This window comes from Streptomyces sp. NPDC098781 (assembly GCF_044759995.1).
Classification (GTDB): domain Bacteria; phylum Actinomycetota; class Actinomycetes; order Streptomycetales; family Streptomycetaceae; genus Streptomyces.
Genome location: NZ_JBIWAK010000001.1, coordinates 485,384 through 504,625, shown reverse-complemented (window position 1 = coordinate 504,625; position 19,242 = coordinate 485,384). Strand labels below are relative to the sequence as shown.

Below are 19,242 nucleotides of genomic sequence, written 5' to 3'. Positions count from 1 at the left end.
CGAGATGACACGGAAGAACGCACTGGTGGTCCGGGGCGGATGGGAGGGGCATCAGCCGGTCCGGGCCACGGAGCTGTTCCTGCCCTTCCTGCGCGACCACGGATACGCCGTCCGGATCGAGGAGTCCACCGACGTCTACGCCGACGCCGCCGTGATGGCCGGCGTCGATCTGGTGGTGCAGTGCGTCACGATGTCGCAGATCAGTGCCGAGCAGGTGGCGGGGCTGAGCGCGGCGGTCGTGACCGGTACCGGGTTCACCGGCTGGCACGGGGGCGTCGCGGACTCGTTCCGGGCCTCCTCGGAGTATCTCCACCTGGTGGGCGGGCAGTTCGCCACGCACCCGGGCAAGGAACCGTGCGAGCGCCGGGGTGACCAGGAGGACAACTACCTGCCGCACGCCGTCACGATCACGGACCTCGGCCGTGAACACCCCGTCACGGCGGGCGTCGAGGACTTCGAGCTGCACACCGAGCAGTACTGGGTGCTGCACGACGACCTGATCGACGTGCTGGCCACCACGACCCATCCCACCCGGCCGTGGCACCCCTGGCACCGGCCGGTGACCTCGCCGGCGGTCTGGACCCGGCGGTGGGGCGCCGGCCGGGTGGTGGTGACGACACCGGGCCACAGCCTCGACGTACTGGAACACCCCGCCGTACGCACCATCGTCGAGAGGGGCATGCTGTGGGCGACCCGCACCGCGTCGGCGTCGTAGGGCTGGGCGTCATCTCCCGCGCGTACCTGGACACCCTCGTCGGGCATCCCGCCGTAAGCGTCACCGCGGTCGCCGACCTCGACGCCGCCCGGTCCGCGGCGGTCGCCGCCGAGGTGCCCGGTGTCGAGGCGCTGTCCGTCGGCGAGTTGCTGAGCAGCCCGGACGTGGACACGGTGCTGAACCTCACCGTGCCCGCGGCCCACGCCGAGATCGCGCTCGGCGCCATCCGTCACGGCAAGCACGTGTACGGGGAGAAGCCGCTGGCCGCCGAACTCGCCGACGCCCAGGCCGTGCTGGAGGCCGCGGCGAAGGCCGGCGTCGAGGTGGGGTGCGCGCCGGACACGGTCCTGGGCACTGGCGTCCAGACGGCCCGTGCGGCCGTGGCGGCGGGGAGCATCGGGCGCCCTCAGTTCGCGTCGGCGGTGATGGTCACCCCGGGGCACGAACGCTGGCATCCCCAGCCCGACTTCTACTACACCGCCGGCGGTGGCCCGCTGCTGGACATGGGGCCGTACTATCTCGCGTCCCTGGTCCATCTGCTGGGTCCGGTACGTGCCGTGACCGGGGCGGCCGGGCGGCCGCGTGCCGAGCGCGTCATCGGTTCCGGGCCGCGCGTGGGCGAGCGGATCCCGGTCGAGGTGGACACACACGTCACCGGTGTCCTGGAGCACGTCGACGGCGCCTTGACGACGCTCACGACGAGCTTCGACGGGGTGGCCACGACCGCCGCGCCGATCGAGGTGCACGGAGAGCGTGGGACGCTCTCGGTTCCGGACCCGAACGGCTTCGACGGCGAGGTACGGCTCTTCGAACTCGGCGGCACCGGGTGGCGCCCGCTCCCGGTGTCGGCGGGCTACGCCGACGGCGCCCGGGGCGTCGGCCTGCTGGACTTCGTCACCGCGGACGGTCGACGGGCACCCCGCGCGAGCGGCGAACTCGCCCTGCACGTACTGGAGACGATGACCGCCCTGCTCCGCTCGGCGGCCGAGGGACGCCGCATCGAGCTCACGACGTCGACGCGGCCGCCCCTTCCCGTGCCGCTGACGGCGGCCGAGACCTGGCGGGGACGCGGCGCCTGACCGGAGATCAGTCCACGGGCCAGGTGTGCGCGGCGGCGTTGAGATGCATGTAGTCCATGTACGTCCGCGTCATCCGCCGCAGCGCCTCGCGTCGGTCGGCGGCACCGGACTTCTCCAGCTGGTGGACCGTCTCCACCTGCCACAGGGCGCCGTTGCGGGCGGTGACACAGCGCTGCTCGATGATGCCGAGCAGGGGTTCGCGCCAGGCCGCGTCCATGCCGGCCAGTTCGAGGCCCCGGTGGGCCAGGGGCAGCAGGCGCCGCAACACGAGTTCCGTGACCGGCACTTCGCCCATGCCGGGCCAGTACAGGCGGGCGTCGATGCCGTCGCGGGCGGCGGTGTGGAGGTTCTCCTCGGCGACCGAGAAGGACATCCGCGTCCACACCGGCCGGTCCTCGTCGACGAGGGCGCGCGTGAGGCCGTAGTAGAAGGCGCCGTTGGCGATGGTGTCGGACACCGTCGGGCCGGCGGGCAGGACCCGGTTCTCGATGCGCAGGTGCGGACCGCTGTCGGTGACGGCGTAGATGGGGCGGTTCCAACGGTAGATCGTGCCGTTGTGCAGGGTCAGTTCGCCCAGTTCCGGCACTCCGCCACGGTCGTGCGTCTTCTGCGGGTCCTCGTCGTCGCACAGCGGCAGGAGAGCCGGGAAGTAGCGGACGTTCTCCTCGAAGAGATCGAAGACGCTGGTGATCCAGCGCTCTCCGAACCACACCCGCGGCCGTACGCCCTGGGCCTTGATCTCGACCGGACGGGTGTCGGTGGCCTGCTCGAACAACGGGATGCGGGTCTCGCGCCAGAGCTCCCGGCCGAAGAGGTACGGCGAGTTCGCCGCCAGGGCGATCTGCACGCCGGTGACCGCCTGAGCCGCGTTCCAGTAGGCGGCGAAGTCCCTCGGCGCGACCTGGAGGTGGTACTGGGTGCTGGTGCACGCGGCTTCGGGAGTGATCGTGTCGGCGTACGTCGACAGGCGCTCCACGCCGTCCACGGTGATCCGCAGGTCCTCGCCCCGCGCAGCGAAGATCTGCTCGTTGAGCAACTGGTAGCGGGGATCGCCGGAGAGGGCGGCCTCCCCCACGTCGGCCTCGCCCAGGGTCGGCAGGATGCCGATCATGATCAGGTGCGCTCCCACCGCGGAGGCACGGTCCTCGGCGTGGTTGAGCGCGTCGCGGATGGCCTGCTCCCACGCTCCGGGACCGCCGGTCGTCAGTTCCCGCGGCGGGATGTTGATCTCCAGGTTGAAACGGCCCAGCTCGCTCGACCAGGCGGGGTCGGCGATGGCCTGGAGGACCTCGGTGTTCCGCATCGCCGGGAGCCCGTCGTCGTCCACCAGGTTGAGCTCGATCTCCAGCCCCACCTTGGGCCGCTCGCTCTCGAAGGTGGCCTCACGCAGCATCTGCGCGAGCACGTCGAGGCAGGTGTGCATCTTCTCCCGGTACCGGCGGCGATCCTCGCGCGTGAACACGAGAGCCGGCACGTCTCGTCCCATCGTGGCCCTCCCGAGTTCCCTCGGCGGATACCTCTCGTCCCAGGGTGGCACCTCGCGCGGGACCCGAACAGTCAGAGCACGGCGGCGGTCCCGAGGCGGGCGGCGTTCCGGCCGCCGACGGTCGGCGGACGCGGCGCCCGCCCGACCACCATCGGCCATGGCGCGCCGGCCCGCCACCCGCCCCCCTTGTCGTCGGCCGCCGACCCGCCTAGCCTGAGTTTGTGCCGCTAATAAACAAAACCCGTTCGCACAACGTCGTGCCGGGTACCAGTACCGACCTCACCCCTCTCCGCGTCGCCCTCACGGCCTTCTTCGCCCTGGACGGCTTCCTCTTCGCCGGCTGGGTCGTCCGGATCCCCGCCATCAAGGACCAGACCGGCGCGTCGGCCAGCGCGCTCGGGCTGGCCCTCCTCGGGGTCTCCTCCGGCGCCGTCCTCACCATGACGCTGACCGGCCGCCTCTGCCGCCGCTACGGCACCCACCAGGTCACGGTCGTCTGCGCCGTCCTGCTGTCCCTGAGCGTGGCCCTGCCCCCGCTCACCCACTCGGTACTGGCGCTCGGTACCGTCCTGCTGGTCTTCGGAGCGGCCTACGGCGGTATCAACGTCGCCTTCAACAGCGCGGCCGTCGTTCTGGTCACCGCCCTGCGCCGGCCCATCATGCCGAGCTTCCACGCCGCCTTCAGCTTGGGCGGCATGGTCGGCGCGGGCCTCGGCGGACTGGTCGCGGGGGCCCTGTCCCCCGCCCGGCATCTGGCGGGTCTGGCCGTGATCGGGCTGCTGGTGACCGCGGTCGCCGGCCGCACCCTGCTGCGCCACGAACCACCGGCGGCCGCGAGCCCCGCGCAGAGCGCCGACGGGTCCCCGCGCCGACCGGCCGGCAGAACACGCCTGCTGGTGTTCGTCTTCGGCCTGATCGCCCTGTGCACGGCATACGGCGAGGGCGCCATGGCCGACTGGGGCGCACTCCACCTCGAAGAGGACCTCGACGCCTCGGCCGGCGTGGCCGCCGTCGGGTACTCCTGCTTCGCGCTGGCCATGACCATCGGCCGGCTCAGCGGGACGGTCCTGCTCGAACGGCTCGGCCACGGCCGTACCGTCGTGGCGGGCGGCACCACCGCGGCGGCCGGGATGCTGCTCGGCTCCTTCGCGCCCTCGCTGTGGGCGGCGCTGCTCGGCTTCGCGGTGACCGGGCTCGGCCTCGCCAACCTCTTCCCGGTGGCGGTCGAGCGGGCCGGCATGCTCGCCGGCCCGAGCGGCGTAGCCACGGCCTCCACCTTCGGCTACGGCGGCATGCTCCTGGGCCCGCCCGCCATCGGCTTCATGGCCGACTGGTTCTCCCTGCCCGTCGCGCTCACCAGCGTCGCCCTGCTCGCCGCGATCGCCACGCTCATCGGGGTCGCGACGCGGCACACGATCAGGACCGACTGACTCGGGCGCGTGCGTCGTCGCAGCACGACGACGCCGAGCCGGCCCGGCTGTGGGCGCGGGGCATCGAGGCCCTCGCGCCCACCCGGTCACGCCCGCGCGAGCTCCGCCGCCCCGAAGGACACGTCGAAGCGGTCGCACCAGATGCTGACGCTGCTGTAGCGGGAGAGATCGACGTCCTGGGGCACGACATAGTTCTGGCTGCCCTTGTTGCCCTTGAGCTTGCCGAGGCTGACGTACCGGCCGTCGTCGAAGACGCGCCAGCCGCCGACCCCTTCCTTCACCGGGGCGTCCGTCAGCCACACCCGCAGGTCCGGCCCGTTGCTGGTGTCGAGCTTCTCCAGTCGTACGACATGGGAGCCGTCGGCCAGCCGCACGAGCTTCACCGTGCCCGACGTAGCGTGCTCATGGCTGATCAGCTCGCCGGCGGCCAGCGTCTTGGGTCCGGGCGCCGGGGAGGGCGTACCGGAGGCCCCCTCGGCCCCCTCAGTGCCCTTCGCCGTTTCGGCGCCCGGCGACGGGGTCCCCGCCGCGACGGGCAGCGCCTCCTCCACGGTCCGGTCCTGCCAGAGCTTCCACGGCTGGAACCAGTACAGCCCGAAGCCGCCCGCCGCGACGATCAGCACCAGCACCCCGATGCCCAGCGGCCTGCCCAGCGCCTTCCGCACGCGCCCCATGTCCGTCCCGCCTCCTGAGAGTTGTCCTTCGGCACACCATTCAACTGAACGCGGGGCCGGTCGCGTACACCGAGCGTGATGACGAAACCCTTACGTCCGGACCCGTGCGGCCGGGGCTCCCCTCGACCGCGCCCCATCGGGCACACTCAGCCCCATGGAGACAGCCGACTTCGTTCGAACCCTGGACCGCGAGGGTCCGCTGCTGGCCGCGGCCGCCGAGGAGGCCGGGGCCGACGCCAAGGTGCCGACCTGCCCGGACTGGCAGGTGCGGGATCTGGTGCGGCACACGGGGATGGTGCACCGGTGGGCGGCGGCGTTCGTGGCCGAGGGGCACACCGCCTACCACCCGGACGGCGGTCTGCCCGACCTCGACGGGGCACAACTGCTCGCCTGGTTCCGGGAGGGGCATCGCCACCTGGTCGACACTCTCACCGATGCCCCCGCCGACGTCCGGTGCTGGAGCTTCCTGCCCGCCCCGTCGCCCCTGGCGTTCTGGGCTCGCCGGCAGGCGCACGAGACGACCGTGCACCGCTTCGACGCCGAGTCCGCGCGCGGCGGCACCCCGAGCGTGATCGAACCCGGCTTTGCGGCGGACGGCGTCGACGAGTTGCTGTGCGCCTTCCACGCCCGGAACAGGAGCCGGGTCCGCAGCGCCGAGCCCCGGGTGCTGCGGGTGCGGGCCACGGACACGGACGACGCGGTGTGGACCGTACGGCTGTCGCAGGAGCCGCCCGCGACCGAGCGAGGCGAGTCGGGCCGCGCGGACTGTGAGATCGCCGGACCGGCCGCGCAGCTCTATCTCGCGCTCTGGAACCGGCTGCCCTTCCCGCACGTCAGCGGCGACGCGTCGACGGCCACATTGTGGCGGGAGAACTCCGCCGTCACCTGGAGCTGAACTCCGGCCGTACGCCGGTCAGTTCGCCAGCATCCTGGTCAGTACCGCGCGCTGCTCGGGCAGCACCTCGCCGTGCAGTGCCCGCCCTTTGGGGGTGAGGGCGACGACGACGCCACGCCGGTCCTGTTCGCACATGCAGCGCTCGACGAGGCCGTCCTTCTCCAGCCGGGCGATCAGCCGGGACAGCGCGCTCTGACTGAGATGCACCCGCTCGGAGATCTCCTGCACGCGGAGCGACGAACCACGCCGAGGACCGGTCGAGCCACGCCGGGCCGAGCCCTCCGCCAGGACGTCCAGCACCTCGAAGTCGCTGGCGCACAGGCCGTGTCGGTGCAGTGCGCGGTCCAGTTCGCACTGGGTGCGCGCATGCAACGCCAGGATGTCCCGCCACTGGGTCACAAGCGCCTGTTCGGCCTTCGTCGCCGCCATGCGCGCACTGTAGCGCGCGGCCGCTTGCTCCATCCGACGCACCCCTGTTTGACTCAACATATGGAGAACCATGGGGGACGCCGCGGTCAGGCCGAACGGGACGCGATCACCGTCGAGATCGGTTACGCGCTGTTCAGCGCGGCGTTCGCGGCGGCTCTGCTGTTCGGAGCGGTCGCCGGGCCCGCCTTCGTCTTCGACCTGTCGGACGGGGTGCGCGGTGTTCTCGTCGGCGTGGGTGCCACCGTCGCGGTCGTGCTGTTCTTCGCCCGGGTCGTCAGCGTGCTGATGCGGTTCCGGCAGAACCCTCAGCCCAGCCACCCCGGCCGCACCAACCCCGACTCATAGGCCAGCACGACGAGTTGGGCCCGGTCCCGGGCACCGAGCTTCACCATCGTCCGGCTGACGTGGGTCTTCGCGGTGAGGGGGCTGACCACCAGGCGGCGGGCGATCTCCTCGTTGGACAGGCCGATGCCGACCAGCGCCATCACCTCCCGCTCGCGCTCGGTGAGTTCGGTGAGGGCGTCGGCCGCCGCCGGTTCCTTGGAGCGCGCGGCGAACTCGGCGATCAGCCGCCTCGTGACGCCCGGCGACAACAGTGCGTCCCCCTCGACCACCGCTCTCACGGCACGCAGGAGTTCCTCCGGCTCGGTGTCCTTGACCAGAAAGCCCGAGGCGCCCGAGCGGATGGCCTCGAAGACGTACTCGTCGAGTTCGAAGGTGGTGAGCATGACCACCTTCACCCCGTGCAGAGCCTCGTCCTCGGTGATCTCGCGGGTGGCGGCGAGGCCGTCGAGGAGCGGCATGCGGATGTCCATCAGGACGATGTCGGGGCGCAGTTCGCGCACCTTGCGCAGCGCTTCCTCACCGTCGGACGCCTCCCCGGCGACCTCGATGTCGGGCTGCGCGTCGAGCAGGGCCCGGAAGCCCGCCCGCACCAGCGACTGGTCGTCGGCGAGCAGTACGCGGATCACCGGTCCTCCTCGGTCTCGGCGGGGGCCTTCAACGGCAGTACGGCGAGCACCCGGAAGCCGCCGTCCGCGCGCGGACCCGCCTCGATCGTGCCACCCAGCGCGGCGGCCCGCTCCCGCATTCCGGCCAACCCGTTGCCGCTGCCGCCCGCGTCGGCGCCGGTGGCGGGGCCGTCGTCGTCGATCCTCAGCCGTAGCGTCGCGCCGTCCGCGTGATCGAGCTGCACGCGCGCGTGCCGCGATCCGGAGTGGCGTACGACGTTGGTGAGGGCCTCCTGGACGATCCGGAAGGCGGCCAGGTCGGTGCCGGGCGCGAGGCGCGGCGGCTCGCCCTCGATGTCGACGGTGAGGCCGGCGCTCGCCGCCTGGCTCACCAGTTCGGGGAGCCGGTCGAGGCCCGGCGCCGGGCTGCGCGGGGCGTCGCCGGGGGTGCGCAGCGTGTCCAGGACCTGACGGACCTCGCCCAGGGCCTCCTTGCTCTGGGCCTTGATGGTGGTGAGCGCGGTCCGCGCCTGCTCGGGGTCGGTGTCGAGGAGCGCGAGGCCCACGCCCGCCTGGACATTGATCACGGAGATGCTGTGGGCGAGGACGTCGTGCAGCTCGCGGGCGATCCGCAGCCGCTCCTCGTCGGCCCGCCGCCGCGCCGCCTGCGCGCGCTCGGCCCGTTCTTTCGCCCACTGTTCACGGCGGGTCTTGGCCAGTTCCGACACCGCCACGATCGCCGCGACCCAGGCGGCGATCACGCCCTCCTGCGACCAGGGCGCGGCCGAGTCACCGGACGGCGGCAGCCACTGGTAGAGCCAGTGGGCGACGAGCGCGTGCCCGACCCAGAAGACGCCCACCGCCGCCCAGGCGGCTTTGCGGTGTCCGGTGAGGATGGCGTTGAAGCAGGCCACGGCCAGGGCGAGGAAGATCGGCCCGTAGGGGTAGCCGGCGCCCAGGTAGAGGGTGGCGGCCACCGAGGTGCCGAAGACGACGGCCACCGGATACCGCTTGCGCCACAGCAGCAGTCCCGACGCCACGAACAGCAGCACCCGCGCGAAGGGGTCGAGTTGTTCCCGGTGGTCCCCCTGGCCCTCGGCCGCGAACTGGGAGCCGGCCAGCACGAAGACGGTGATCAGCACGGTGGAGCGCCAGGGCCAGCGGGGGGTGTGCTCCTCGCCGTCCCAGCGGTTCCACCACGGCGGGCCGTGCCGCCACCACATCGGCGGGCCGCCGCCCCGGCGTACCTGCTGCTCGTCCATGTCCGCCACGCTAGACGCGATGGCTGCCGGGCGGCGTCAGCCGCACGTGGTGATCACGCGTACTCCCCGTGAAGTACGCCCCGCCGACCGGCTCACTTCAGGCCCACGCCCCGCGCCAGCCGGGCCGCCGCGTGCCGGAAGAACGCCGCCCTGTCCTCCACGACCCGGTTGAACTGCCCGAACAGCTCGAACCCGACGAGCCCGAAGAGCTCGGCCCAGGTGGCGATCAGAGCCGCGACCGTCGCCGGGGGGAGGTCGGGCGCCAGGTCCGCGGCCATGCGCTCGGCCTCGGGGCGCAGGTCGTCCGGCAGCGACGGGGGTTCGGTGAGGCCCGGGTCGCGGTGGGCGTCGCGGACGATGCCGATGAAGAGGAGGCCGACACGGGAGGCGGGCGGGACCGTGGTGTCGGGCGCGGTGTATCCGGGCACGGGCGAGCCGTAGATCAGGGCGTACTCGTGCGGGTGCCCGAGCGCCCAGTCCCGTACGGCCTCCGCGACCGCCGTCCAGCGCCCGACGGGCCCGGCGTCGGCGGCCTCGGCGTGCGCCGCTTCGGCACGCTCGCCGATGGAGTTGTAGGCGTCGATGATGAGAGCGGTCAGCAGGTCGTCCCGGCTGGGGAAGTAGCGGTAGAGCGCGGAGGAGACCATGCCGAGTTCGCGGGCCACGGCACGCAGCGACAGCTTCGCGGCGCCCTCGGCCGCGAGCTGTCTGCGGGCCTCGTCCTTGATGGCCGCGGTGACTTCCATCCTGGCGCGGGCACGGGCGCCCTGTGCGGTGCGACTGCTCATGTGAGCCAGTCTCCCATGAGAATCGGAGCAGTGCACACAATCGAGAGCACTGCTCTTGCTCTGGACCACCGATCTCGTGCACACTGCTCTCAAGCGAGAGCAGTGCTCTCTCAAACGTCTGAAACGTCCACTGGGGGTCCCCATGTCATCGCCGTACTACCTCAAGGGCAGCCCGCTCAACGTCCGCTTCAACAGCGTCGTCGGCTGGCTCGCCCGGCACGGATTCAGCATCGCGGGCACGGCGGAGATGTCCGTGCGCGGACGCAACAGCGGCAGGATGCAGCGCATCCCGGTGAACCCGCACATCCACGAGGGGACGCAGTACATCGTCTCGGCCCGCGGTCACTCCCAGTGGGTGCGCAACATGCGCGCCGCGGGCGGTGGGGAGCTGCGGGTCGGGCGCCGGGTCCGGGCGTTCTCCGCGGTGGAGCTTCCCGACGAGGAGAAGCTCCCGATCCTGCGGACCTATCTGGAGAAGTGGGGCTGGGAGGTCAACCAGTACTTCAACGGGGTCACCGCGAAGTCCTCCGACGAGGAGATCGTCGCGGCGGCCCAGGACCACCCCGTCTTCCGGATCACCGTCAGGAAGTGACCTCGTCGCCCGCCGATACCGCGGCCTGGCGTTGGTCCAGCGCGGTCAGGGCACGCTGGGCCATGGGGTGACCGCGGACGATCTCACCCAGTGACGTGGAGCCACGGGTGATGTCCATGAAGGCCTTCCAGGCCGGCCGGAATCCGGTCAGTGCCGCGTGGAAGAGTCCCGGGCGGCGCTCGAACACCGTCAGCAGCCGCCTGCCGACGCTCATCTCGACGCCGAGGCCCGCCTTGACCGCGAAGGCGTAGTTCAGAGCCTGTCGCCGGGCGTCCACCGCGTCGTGCGCCTCCGCGATCCTGACCGCCCACTCCCCCGCCAGCCGCCCCGAGCGCAGCGCGAACGAGATGCCCTCGCGGGTCCACGGCTCCAGCAGCCCCGCCGCGTCACCGCACACCAGCACGCGCCCGCGGGACAGCGGCGAGTCGTCGGCGCGGCAGCGTGTCAGGTGCCCGGAGGAGATGCTCGGTTCGAACCCGGCGAGCCCGAGCCGCCCGATGAACTCCTCCAAGTACCGCTTGGTCGCGGCGCCTTCACCGCGTGCCGAGATGACCCCGACCGTCAGGGTGTCGCCCTTGGGGAACACCCAGCCGTAACTGCCGGGGATCGGCCCCCAGTCGATGAGGACCCGGCCCTTCCAGTCCTCGGCGACGGTCTCGGGCACCGGGATCTCCGCCTCCAGGCCGAGATCCACCTGGTCGAGCTTCACCCCGACATGCGCCCCTATCCGGCTCGCGCTGCCGTCCGCCCCGACCACGGCCCGCGCGAGCAGCGTCTCGCCGCCCTGGAGGACGACGGCGACGCTGCGCCGGTCCGGCACCGCCGAGCCGTGCTGCTCGACGCGCTGGACGGTGACGCCCGTACGCAGCTCGGCGCCCGCCTTCTGCGCGTGCTCGACCAGCTGCTGATCGAACTCCGGCCGGTTGATCAGCCCGAACAGCATCTGCTTGGAGCGGCGGGTGCGGGTGAAGCGGCCGTTGTTCGAGAACGTCACCGCGTGCACCCGGTCCCGGAAGGGCAGCTCGAAGCCGGGCGGGAGCGAGTCGCGGGAGGGGCCGATGATGCCGCCGCCGCACGTCTTGTAGCGGGGCAGCTCCGCCTTCTCCAGCATCAGCACGCGCCGCCCGGCGACCGCCGCCGCGTACGCGGCCGAGGCCCCCGCCGGTCCCGCACCCACCACGACGACGTCCCACACCTGCCGCACGTCGTCCGCCGAAGAGTTCTCGCTGCTCACGATGGTCTACTGCTCCCGATCAAGCCGCCGCCTGCTGCTGTCCCCCGCATCCTACGGCGGACGTCGTCGCAGGCCGCTGTGGGAGGATCACAGCACTCACACGTACAACGTCGCACCCACAAGGAGCGTGCCCATGTCGTCGAATCCGGTTGCCGAGACCGTCGCCTCACTGATGCCCAGGGCGAAGGCGGAGCTCACCGAACTGGTGGCCTTCAAGTCGGTGGCGGACTTCGACCAGTTCCCGAAGGCCGAGAGCGAGGGAGCGGCCCGCTGGGTCGCCGACGCGCTGCGCGCCGAGGGCTTCGAGGACGTGGCCCTGCTCGACACACCCGACGGCACGCAGTCGGTGTACGGCTACCTGCCGGGCCCCGCGGGCGCGAAGACGGTCCTGCTGTACGCCCACTACGACGTGCAGCCCCCGCTGGACGAGGCCGCCTGGAGCACCCCGCCCTTCGAGCTGACCGAGCGCGACGGCCGCTGGTACGGGCGCGGTGCCGCCGACTGCAAGGGCGGCGTGATCATGCACCTGCTGGCGCTGCGCGCGCTCAAGGCCAACGGCGGCGTCCCGGTGCATGTGAAGGTGATCGCCGAGGGTTCGGAGGAGATGGGCACCGGCGGTCTGGAGCGGTACGCCGAGCAGCACCCGGACCTGCTGGAGGCCGACACCGTCGTGATCGGCGACGCGGGCAACTTCCGCGTCGGCCTGCCGACGGTCACCTCGACCTTGCGCGGTATGACGCTCGTCCGCGTGCAGATCGACACGCTCGAAGGCAACCTGCACTCCGGCCAGTTCGGCGGCGCCGCGCCGGACGCGCTCGGCGCGCTGATCCGCGTACTGGACTCGCTGCGCGCGGCGGACGGCTCCACCACGGTCGACGGGCTGACCGGCGAGTCGGCCTGGCAGGGGCTCCAGTACGAGGAGCAGCAGTTCCGCGCGGACGCCAAGGTGCTCGACGGCGTCGGTCTGATCGGCTCCGGCACCGTCGCCGACCGCATCTGGGCGCGCCCCGCCGTCACCGTTCTCGGCATCGACTGCCCGCCGGTCGTCGGCGCCACCCCGTCGGTGCAGGCGAGTGCGCGGGCGCTGATCAGCCTCCGGGTGCCGCCGGGCGTGGACGCGGTCGAGGCGACCAAGCTGCTCGAGGCCCACCTGGAGACGCACACACCGTGGGGCGCCCGGGTGCGCACCGAGCAGATCGGGCAGGGCCAGGCGTTCCGCGCCGACACCAGCAGCCCGGCGTACCAGTCGATGGCGGACGCGATGGCGGTGGCGTACCCGGGTCAGGAGATGCAGTACGCCGGCCAGGGCGGCTCGATCCCGCTGTGCAACACCCTCGCCGCGCTGTACCCGCAGGCGGAGATCCTTCTGATCGGCCTGAGCGAGCCGGAGGCGCAGATCCACGCCGTGAACGAGAGCGTGTCGCCGCAGGAGCTGGAGCGGCTGTCGGTCACGGAGGCGCTGTTCCTCCGTAATTACGCGGCGAGTTGAGCCGCCCGCAGCAGATCATGGGGTGATGATCCGCACCGAGCGCCTCGCCGCCCACACCGATATCGCCACGTCTCTCGCGTTGCTCAGCGACCTTGAACTCGCGGCCCTGGTGGAGTCGGGCGAGCCGCTCGGTGCCGGGATCGGCGGGCGTTCGACGCTGATCGAGGTGGACGGTCGGCGCGTCTTCGTGAAGCGGGTCCGGCTCACCGACGTCGAGTTGCGGCCGGAGAACGTGCGCTCCACGGCGAACCTGCTCGGACTGCCGCCCTATTTCCACTACGGCATCGGCAGTCCGGGCGTGGGAGCCTGGCGGGAGCTGGCCGTGCACACGATGACCACGAACTGGGTCCTCGCCGACCGGTTCGCGGGCTTCCCGCTGACACACCATTGGCGGGTGCTGCCCGACGAACCGCAGCCGCTGCCGGAGCTGCTCTCCGACGTGGAGCGGGCCGTCGCCTACTGGGGCGGCGGCCCGCCGGTGCGCGAACGCGTCGAGGGGCTGCGGACGGCGTCCGCGAGCCTGGCGCTGTTCCTGGAGTACGTGCCGTACACGCTGAACGAATGGCTGAGCGCCCGGCTGCGCACGGAGGAGGCCGACGCCGCGTGCGCGTTCGTGGAACGGGAGCTGGCGGCCGCCACCGGCTTCCTCCGCGAGAGCGGACTGCTGCACTTCGACGCGCACTTCCTGAACATCCTCACGGACGGGCACCGGCTCTACTTCGCCGACTACGGCCTCGCTCTCTCGGACCGCTTCTCGCTCACCCCGCAGGAGCGCGTCTTCCACGAGCGGCACCGGCACTACGACCGCGACTACACGGCCTTCCACTTCGTGGACTGGCTCGCGAGCGCCCTGTACGGCTACGGCAAGGACGCTCGCGAGGCCTTCGTGCGTGAGTGCGCCGACGGGGCGCGCCCCCGGGACATCCCGCGGGCCGCCGCCGGCATCATCGAGCGGTACGCGCCACTGGCCGTGGTGATGGGTGACTTCACCGAGCGGCTGCTGCACGAGAGCAGGCTGACCCCGTATCCGTACGAGGAGCTGCGACGCGCTCAGGAAGGCGCCGGAACGCCCGCCTCCAGATAGTGCGCCGCCCCGCGCTCCCGCGCCCGCAGCGCCCAGCGCAGCCGCTCGTAGCGCACCGGCGGCAACAGATCGGCGGCCTCCTCCTCGGTCACGAAGCGCCAGTCACGCAGCTCGGGGCCGGGCAGCAGCAGCCGTTCGGCCTTCTCCGACTCCAGCCGGCCGCCGTCGAAGAGCAGACGCAGACCGCCGTAGCCGGGCGGTGAGGGCCGCTCCCAGTCGACGACCAGGAGCCGGGGCACGTCCTCCAGCCGGATCCCCGTCTCCTCGGCGACCTCGCGCATGCCCGCGCGCGCGGGAGCCTCGCCGCGTTCGACGACACCGCCGGGAAACTCCCAGCCGGCCTTGTACGTGGGGTCGACCAGCAGCACGCGGTCCTGCTCGTCGAAGAGGAGCACACCCGAGGCGAGGGTCTCGGCGGTGGGCTCGGGCGTCTGAACGATGTCGCAGACGGGGACCGAACCGTCGCCGACCGCCTCGGCGATCCGCACGGCGGTCTCGTACGGCGTCAGGCCGCTGTTGTCGACCGGGTGGGCGTCGGCGGTGAGCCAGGCGGCGAGCGCGGCGCGGAACGGCTCGATGTGGTCGTACGACCACTGCCGGACCCGTATCTCGCCGTCGGGCAGGTCCGACGGGATCTCGCGCCCCGCTATTCGCTCACGCAGGATCGTTTCCGCCGGGGTGAGCAGGACGTGCTGGACGGTGATCCGGCGGGCGGCGAGGCCGCCGAAGATCTCGTCGCGGTACTCCTGACGCAGCAAGGTCATCGGGACCACGAGGGTCCCGCCGAGCTCGGCGTGCAGCGCGGCCGCCGTGTCGATCACGAGACGTCTCCAGATCGGCAGGTCCTGGAAGTCACCGACCTCGGTGAGGTGTTTGGGCGGAAGCAGGTGGGTGAGTGCTCCGCCGATGACCTCGGGGTCGAAGAGCGTGCTGTTCGGGATCAGCTCGATCAGTTCCCGTGCGGTGGTGGTCTTCCCCGCACCGAACGCGCCGTTGATCCAAACGATCACGTTTCCCCCTCTTCTGTTGGCCCCCTGTGGCTTGCCCGCTCCACACTGCCATGGAAACCAGCTTGCGTAGAGAGCGCATGACAACGGCGCCGGAGCCCCCGGGGATGCGGGGGTGCGGCGCCGTGCGGTCGGGTCGGCGGGCTCGTCAGCCCTTCTTGCCCTGCTTGCCCTGCTTGCCGTGCGGGGCGTCGTTCACGGCCCGGTCCGTCTCACGGTTGATCGCGCTGCCGAAGGTGTCCAGGGTCTGGTCCACGTTGATCCCCGCGAGCTTGGTGGGAGCGGTGGTGCCGATTCCGCCGAGCTTGTTCTTGCCGCTCATGTCCAGGCCGGCGGCCTTGAGCTGACCACCGGTGGTGCCGGGCAGCCCGGCCGCAGGGGACCCGTTGCCGGAGGTGCCGGAGGCCTCGGCCGAGTGGGACGGAGTGACCGCGGCGACGACGAATCCGGTGGCCAGTGAGGCGATGGCGAGCATGCTGCGCTTCTTCATGGCCGGTTCAACTGTGAAACGGCCGCGGGGTCACGCCCCGCCTGCGGACGAACCGGACGAAGCCCGTATCCCGGCCCCGCCCCGCCGCCGCTCACGCCGGTGCCGCCGGACGAGATCGTCGGCCGCCTCCGGCCAGGTCGGGTGGGTGAAGTCGAAGCCCTCGGCGAGGAGCCGGCCGGGGACGACGCGTCGGCTCTTGAGCAGCAGCTCGGTGTCCGAGCGCAGCGCGAACGCGCCGAGCTCGGCCATCCACCTCGTCGCGGGAAGCCCCACGGGCACGCGCGAGGCGGAGCGCAGGGCGCGCATGAACGCGCGCTGCGGCAGCGGCTCGGGAGCGGCGAGGTTCACCGGCCCGACGAGATCGTCGCGCTCGATCAGGAACTCGACCGCGCGCACGAAGTCCCGGTCGTGGATCCAGGAGACGTACTGTCCGCCGCCCGCCACCGGACCGCCGAGGCCCAGCCGCGCGAGGCCCAGCAGGACGTCGAACACACCGCCGCGATCGGGACTCATGACCATCGCCGAGCGCAGGGCGACCTTGCGGGTGTGCGGCGTGCGGGCTTCCTCCTGCGCCCGCTCCCAGGCCCTGGCGATCTCGACGCTGTAGGACCAGTAGTCCGGCACATCGGGCTCACTGCCGCCGATGCGGCCGGTCGCCTCGTCGTTGGGGGCGTCGAAGCGGTGGGCGTAGACGGTGGCCGTGCTCATCTGGAGCCAGACCCGGGGCGGCCGGGCGGCGTTGGCGATCGCCTCGCCCACGATCTCGGTGGAGTGCACCCGCGAATCCATCATCGCCTGCAAATTGGCCGGGGTGTAGCGGCAGCTGACGCTGCGCCCGGCGAGGTTGATCACGACATCGCTGCCGTCGATCTCCCCGGCCCACGGGCCCCATGTCTCGCCGTCCCACCGGACCTCGCCGTCGCGGGTGGGGCGCCTGGTCAGCACGACGACCTCATGGCCCGCACCGCTCAGCGCACGCTTCAGGACGGCGCCCACCTGCCCGGTTCCCCCGGGAATCACTATCTTCATCGAGTCCCCCTCTTGTCCGGGGACCAGCCTAGCGCAGCTTCTTGAACACGTTCAAAAGTGGATTCAGAAGCGGGTCACGACACCCTTCTCGGTACAGACCACTTTCCAACACACTCCGACAGGTTCTACCGTGAGCGAACTATGACGCGTACATGCCGTCATCTCGCCTCGCAGGTACGGAGGAACGTAAGGATGCGTCACCTTCACACCCGCACAACCCGAAGAAGGCTGGTCGGCGCACTCACGGCGGGCCTGCTGTGCGCGGCCGGACTCGCCGTCCCCGCGGCCACCGCGGCGCCCGCCCCCACCGCGGACGACAGCCTCGCGCTCACCCCGCCCATGGGGTTCAACAACTGGAACTCCACCCACTGCCGTGCCGAGTTCAACGAGTCCATGGTCAAGGGAATCGCGGACATCTTCGTCGAGAAAGGTCTCAAGGACGCCGGATACGAGTACGTCAACCTCGACGACTGCTGGGCGCTGCCCAGCCGGGACGCGAACGGCAAGCTCGTACCCGACCCGGTCCGCTTCCCGAACGGGATCAAGGCGGTCGCGGACTATGTCCACGCCAAGGGCCTGAAGCTCGGCATCTACACCAGCGCGGGCACGAAGACCTGCAACACCGCCGGCTTCCCGGGCGCGCTCGGCCATGAGTACAGCGACGCCCGGCAGTTCGCGGACTGGGGAGTCGACTACCTCAAGTACGACAACTGCAACAACCAGGGTGTGGACGCCAAGCTGCGCTACACGACCATGCGGGACGCGCTGAAGGCCACCGGCCGCCCGATCGTCTACAGCATCTGCGAATGGGGCGAGAACAAGCCCTGGGAATGGGCGGCCGACGTCGGCCAACTGTGGCGCACGACCGGCGACATCAGCGACAACTGGGGCTCGATGCTGTCGATCCTCAAGCAGAACCTGCCGCTCGCACCCCACGCCGGCCCCGGCCACTGGAACGACCCCGACATGCTGGAGGTCGGCAACGGCGGTATGACGGACACCGAGTACCGCTCGCACTTCTCGATGTGGGCGATCATGGCCGCGCCGCTGCTCATCGGCTCCGACCTGCGGTCCGCCTCCGCGGAGACACTCGAGATCCTCGGCAACCGCGACGTCATCGCGGTCGACCAGGACCCGCTGGGCAAGCAGGGCAGCGTCGTCTCGTCCAGCGGCGGGCGCTGGGTGGTCGCCAAGGAGATGCGGGACGGCAGCCGCGCGGTGGCGCTCTTCAACGAGTCCGGCACCGCACAGCGCATCACCACGAGCGCGGAGGCGGTCGGTCTGCCCGACGCCGACGCGTACACGCTGCGCGACCTGTGGCAGCACCGCAGCTACAACACCGCGGGCACGATCTCGGCGACCGTGCCCGCGCACGGCACGGTCCTCCTGCGGGTCTCCGCCGACGGCAGCTGGGCCCAGCACCCGCCCGCCGTCGAACTCGGCCTGGACGGCAGCCCGTTGGTCGAGGCCGGTCGGGCGGCGGCCCTCACGTCGACGGTGACCGACCTCGGCCGTACCCCCGCCCGGCGCGTGTCCGTCACGCTGACCGGACCCGAGGGATGGTCCGTGAAGGCCACGTCCCCGACGACGACGCCGACGCTCCCGACGGGCCGCTCCCTGCGCACCAAGTGGGCGGTCACGGCACCGAAGGGGACGCCCACCGGGGCGTACGCCCTCACCCTGAAGGCCAGTTACCGCTCGCCGACCGGCGTCCGCGTGGACAGCGCGCTGCCGCTGACCGCGACCGTGGTGACACCACCGCCCTCGGGCACGTCCGGGCTCGGTGGCCTTCCCTGGCTGTCGGCCACCAACGGCTGGGGCCCGGTCGAGCGCGACACCAGCAACGGCGAGAGCGCCGCGGGCGACGGCAACCCGATCACCATCGGATCGGTGGTGTACGGCACCGGGCTCGGCGTCCACGCCGAGAGCTCGGTCGAGTACTACGCCGGCGGCGCGTGCGAGACGGTCACCGCGCAGGTCGGGGTGGACGACGAGGAGGGCGCGGACGGCACCGTCGCCTTCGAGATCTGGGCGGACGGCACCAAGGCCGCCTCGACCGGAGTCCTCACCAACGCGATGCCGGCCCAGCCGATCACGGCCGACGTGACCGGCGCCCAGGTGGTCCGGCTGGTCGTCACCGACGGCGGCGACGGCGTCACTTCGGACCACGGGGACTGGGCGGAGGCACGGATGAGCTGCTGAGGCGGGAAGCGGGGTGAGCGCGCCTCTCGCGGGCCGCTCACCCCTGGTTCCGGCGGCTGAACGTTCCTGCCCGAGCCGCCGCCTCAGACCCCCGCGGCAGTCGCCCCCGCCTTGCCCGAGAGCGCGAGCGCGGCCGCCGCGGCGCCGACATGCCGGCCCAGCCGATCACGGCCTACGCGACCGGCGCCCAGGTGATCCGGCTGGTCGTCACCGACGGCGGCGACGGCGTCACTTCGGACCACGGGGACTGGGCGGAGGCACGGATGAGCTGCTGACGCGGGAAGCGGGGTGAGCGCGCCTCTCGCGGGCCACTCACCCCTGGTTCCGGCGGCTGAACGTTCCTGCCCGAGCCGCCGCCTCAGACCCCCGCGGCAGTCGCCCCCGCCTTGCCCGAGAGCGCGAGCGCG

The 19,242-nt window shown here is 71.8% G+C and carries 19 protein-coding genes and 1 pseudogene; 10 read left to right on the top strand and 10 right to left on the bottom strand.

The features are described 5' to 3' along the window. Positions 1-4: 4 nt before the first annotated feature. Positions 5-715 carry a ThuA domain-containing protein gene (locus tag ACIQWG_RS02270; protein ID WP_404089297.1) on the top strand — a complete coding sequence of 237 codons (711 nt, stop codon included), beginning with the start codon at positions 5-7 and terminating at the stop codon, positions 713-715. After that, entirely contained in the window at positions 685-1,794 is a 1,110-nt protein-coding gene (locus ACIQWG_RS02265; protein ID WP_404089295.1) for a Gfo/Idh/MocA family protein, read from the top strand. The genes ACIQWG_RS02270 and ACIQWG_RS02265 overlap by 31 nt, the downstream gene beginning before the upstream one ends. Positions 1,795-1,801: 7 nt before the next feature. On the opposite strand, the gene ACIQWG_RS02260 is transcribed toward ACIQWG_RS02265, so the two are convergent. After that, complete coding sequence (locus tag ACIQWG_RS02260) at positions 1,802-3,280, bottom strand: glutamate-cysteine ligase family protein (RefSeq protein ID WP_404089294.1); 1,479 nt, start codon at positions 3,278-3,280, stop codon at positions 1,802-1,804. Positions 3,281-3,537: 257 nt separating this feature from the next. Here ACIQWG_RS02260 and ACIQWG_RS02255 point away from each other — a divergent pair, with 257 nt between their 5' ends. After that, a complete protein-coding gene (locus ACIQWG_RS02255; protein ID WP_404089292.1) occupies positions 3,538-4,710 on the top strand; it encodes an MFS transporter in 1,173 nt (390 codons plus the stop codon). Between the two features lie 86 nt (positions 4,711-4,796). On the opposite strand, the gene ACIQWG_RS02250 is transcribed toward ACIQWG_RS02255, so the two are convergent. Next, positions 4,797-5,384, bottom strand: coding sequence for a DM13 domain-containing protein (locus tag ACIQWG_RS02250; protein ID WP_404089290.1), 588 nt, complete (start codon positions 5,382-5,384; stop codon positions 4,797-4,799). A gap of 154 nt (positions 5,385-5,538) precedes the next feature. Here ACIQWG_RS02250 and ACIQWG_RS02245 point away from each other — a divergent pair, with 154 nt between their 5' ends. Continuing rightward, positions 5,539-6,279 carry a maleylpyruvate isomerase family mycothiol-dependent enzyme gene (locus tag ACIQWG_RS02245; protein WP_404089289.1) on the top strand — a complete coding sequence of 247 codons (741 nt, stop codon included), beginning with the start codon at positions 5,539-5,541 and terminating at the stop codon, positions 6,277-6,279. Between the two features lie 18 nt (positions 6,280-6,297). Here ACIQWG_RS02245 and ACIQWG_RS02240 read toward each other — a convergent pair whose 3' ends face one another. Next, on the bottom strand, positions 6,298-6,708 hold the full coding sequence (locus ACIQWG_RS02240; RefSeq protein WP_404089287.1) for a MarR family winged helix-turn-helix transcriptional regulator: 411 nt from the start codon (positions 6,706-6,708) through the stop codon (positions 6,298-6,300). Between the two features lie 60 nt (positions 6,709-6,768). Here ACIQWG_RS02240 and ACIQWG_RS02235 point away from each other — a divergent pair, with 60 nt between their 5' ends. Then, positions 6,769-7,053: a DUF6332 family protein gene (locus ACIQWG_RS02235; protein WP_404089286.1), complete on the top strand. Its 285-nt coding sequence runs from the start codon at positions 6,769-6,771 to the stop codon at positions 7,051-7,053. On the opposite strand, the gene ACIQWG_RS02230 is transcribed toward ACIQWG_RS02235, so the two are convergent. The 3 genes from ACIQWG_RS02230 to ACIQWG_RS02220 all read right to left on the bottom strand — a co-directional run bounded on the left by ACIQWG_RS02230 (position 7,014) and on the right by ACIQWG_RS02220 (position 9,708). Continuing rightward, the gene (locus ACIQWG_RS02230) at positions 7,014-7,679 is read right to left on the bottom strand and encodes a response regulator (protein ID WP_404089284.1); all 666 of its coding nucleotides are present in this window, start codon (positions 7,677-7,679) and stop codon (positions 7,014-7,016) included. The genes ACIQWG_RS02235 and ACIQWG_RS02230 overlap by 40 nt on opposite strands. Further along, complete coding sequence (locus ACIQWG_RS02225; RefSeq protein ID WP_404089282.1) at positions 7,676-8,920, bottom strand: sensor histidine kinase; 1,245 nt, start codon at positions 8,918-8,920, stop codon at positions 7,676-7,678. Before ACIQWG_RS02225 ends, ACIQWG_RS02230 begins: the two co-directional genes overlap by 4 nt. Before the next feature lie 92 nt (positions 8,921-9,012). Next, positions 9,013-9,708 (bottom strand): TetR/AcrR family transcriptional regulator, encoded by a 696-nt coding sequence (locus ACIQWG_RS02220; protein WP_404089280.1) that lies wholly within the window; start codon positions 9,706-9,708, stop codon positions 9,013-9,015. A 142-nt stretch (positions 9,709-9,850) separates the two neighbouring features. On the opposite strand from ACIQWG_RS02220, the gene ACIQWG_RS02215 reads away from it, so the two are divergent. Further along, positions 9,851-10,300, top strand: a complete 450-nt coding sequence (locus ACIQWG_RS02215) for a nitroreductase/quinone reductase family protein (RefSeq protein ID WP_404089278.1) — start codon at positions 9,851-9,853, stop codon at positions 10,298-10,300. Here ACIQWG_RS02215 and ACIQWG_RS02210 read toward each other — a convergent pair. Continuing rightward, the gene (locus tag ACIQWG_RS02210) at positions 10,290-11,534 is read right to left on the bottom strand and encodes a geranylgeranyl reductase family protein (protein WP_404089276.1); all 1,245 of its coding nucleotides are present in this window, start codon (positions 11,532-11,534) and stop codon (positions 10,290-10,292) included. The two genes, ACIQWG_RS02215 and ACIQWG_RS02210, sit on opposite strands and share 11 nt — an antisense overlap. A gap of 133 nt (positions 11,535-11,667) precedes the next feature. Here ACIQWG_RS02210 and ACIQWG_RS02205 point away from each other — a divergent pair, with 133 nt between their 5' ends. Then, complete coding sequence (locus tag ACIQWG_RS02205; protein ID WP_404089274.1) at positions 11,668-13,023, top strand: dipeptidase; 1,356 nt, start codon at positions 11,668-11,670, stop codon at positions 13,021-13,023. A 25-nt stretch (positions 13,024-13,048) separates the two neighbouring features. After that, positions 13,049-14,107 carry a protein kinase family protein gene (locus ACIQWG_RS02200; protein WP_404089272.1) on the top strand — a complete coding sequence of 353 codons (1,059 nt, stop codon included), beginning with the start codon at positions 13,049-13,051 and terminating at the stop codon, positions 14,105-14,107. Here the strand turns inward: ACIQWG_RS02200 and ACIQWG_RS02195 are convergent. The 3 genes from ACIQWG_RS02195 to ACIQWG_RS02185 all read right to left on the bottom strand — a co-directional run bounded on the left by ACIQWG_RS02195 (position 14,074) and on the right by ACIQWG_RS02185 (position 16,633). Continuing rightward, the gene (locus tag ACIQWG_RS02195; RefSeq protein ID WP_404089270.1) at positions 14,074-15,117 is read right to left on the bottom strand and encodes an NUDIX domain-containing protein; all 1,044 of its coding nucleotides are present in this window, start codon (positions 15,115-15,117) and stop codon (positions 14,074-14,076) included. The genes ACIQWG_RS02200 and ACIQWG_RS02195 overlap by 34 nt on opposite strands. 145 nt (positions 15,118-15,262) lie before the next feature. Beyond that, the gene (locus ACIQWG_RS02190; protein WP_404090837.1) at positions 15,263-15,604 is read right to left on the bottom strand and encodes a hypothetical protein; all 342 of its coding nucleotides are present in this window, start codon (positions 15,602-15,604) and stop codon (positions 15,263-15,265) included. 30 nt (positions 15,605-15,634) lie between these two features. Continuing rightward, on the bottom strand, positions 15,635-16,633 hold the full coding sequence (locus ACIQWG_RS02185) for a TIGR01777 family oxidoreductase (protein WP_404089268.1): 999 nt from the start codon (positions 16,631-16,633) through the stop codon (positions 15,635-15,637). A gap of 192 nt (positions 16,634-16,825) precedes the next feature. On the opposite strand from ACIQWG_RS02185, the gene ACIQWG_RS02180 reads away from it, so the two are divergent. Beyond that, positions 16,826-18,835 (top strand): NPCBM/NEW2 domain-containing protein, encoded by a 2,010-nt coding sequence (locus ACIQWG_RS02180; protein WP_404089267.1) that lies wholly within the window; start codon positions 16,826-16,828, stop codon positions 18,833-18,835. 149 nt (positions 18,836-18,984) lie between these two features. Next, positions 18,985-19,110: pseudogene (locus ACIQWG_RS02175) on the top strand (NPCBM/NEW2 domain-containing protein); the annotation flags it as partial. Positions 19,111-19,242: the final 132 nt, after the last annotated feature.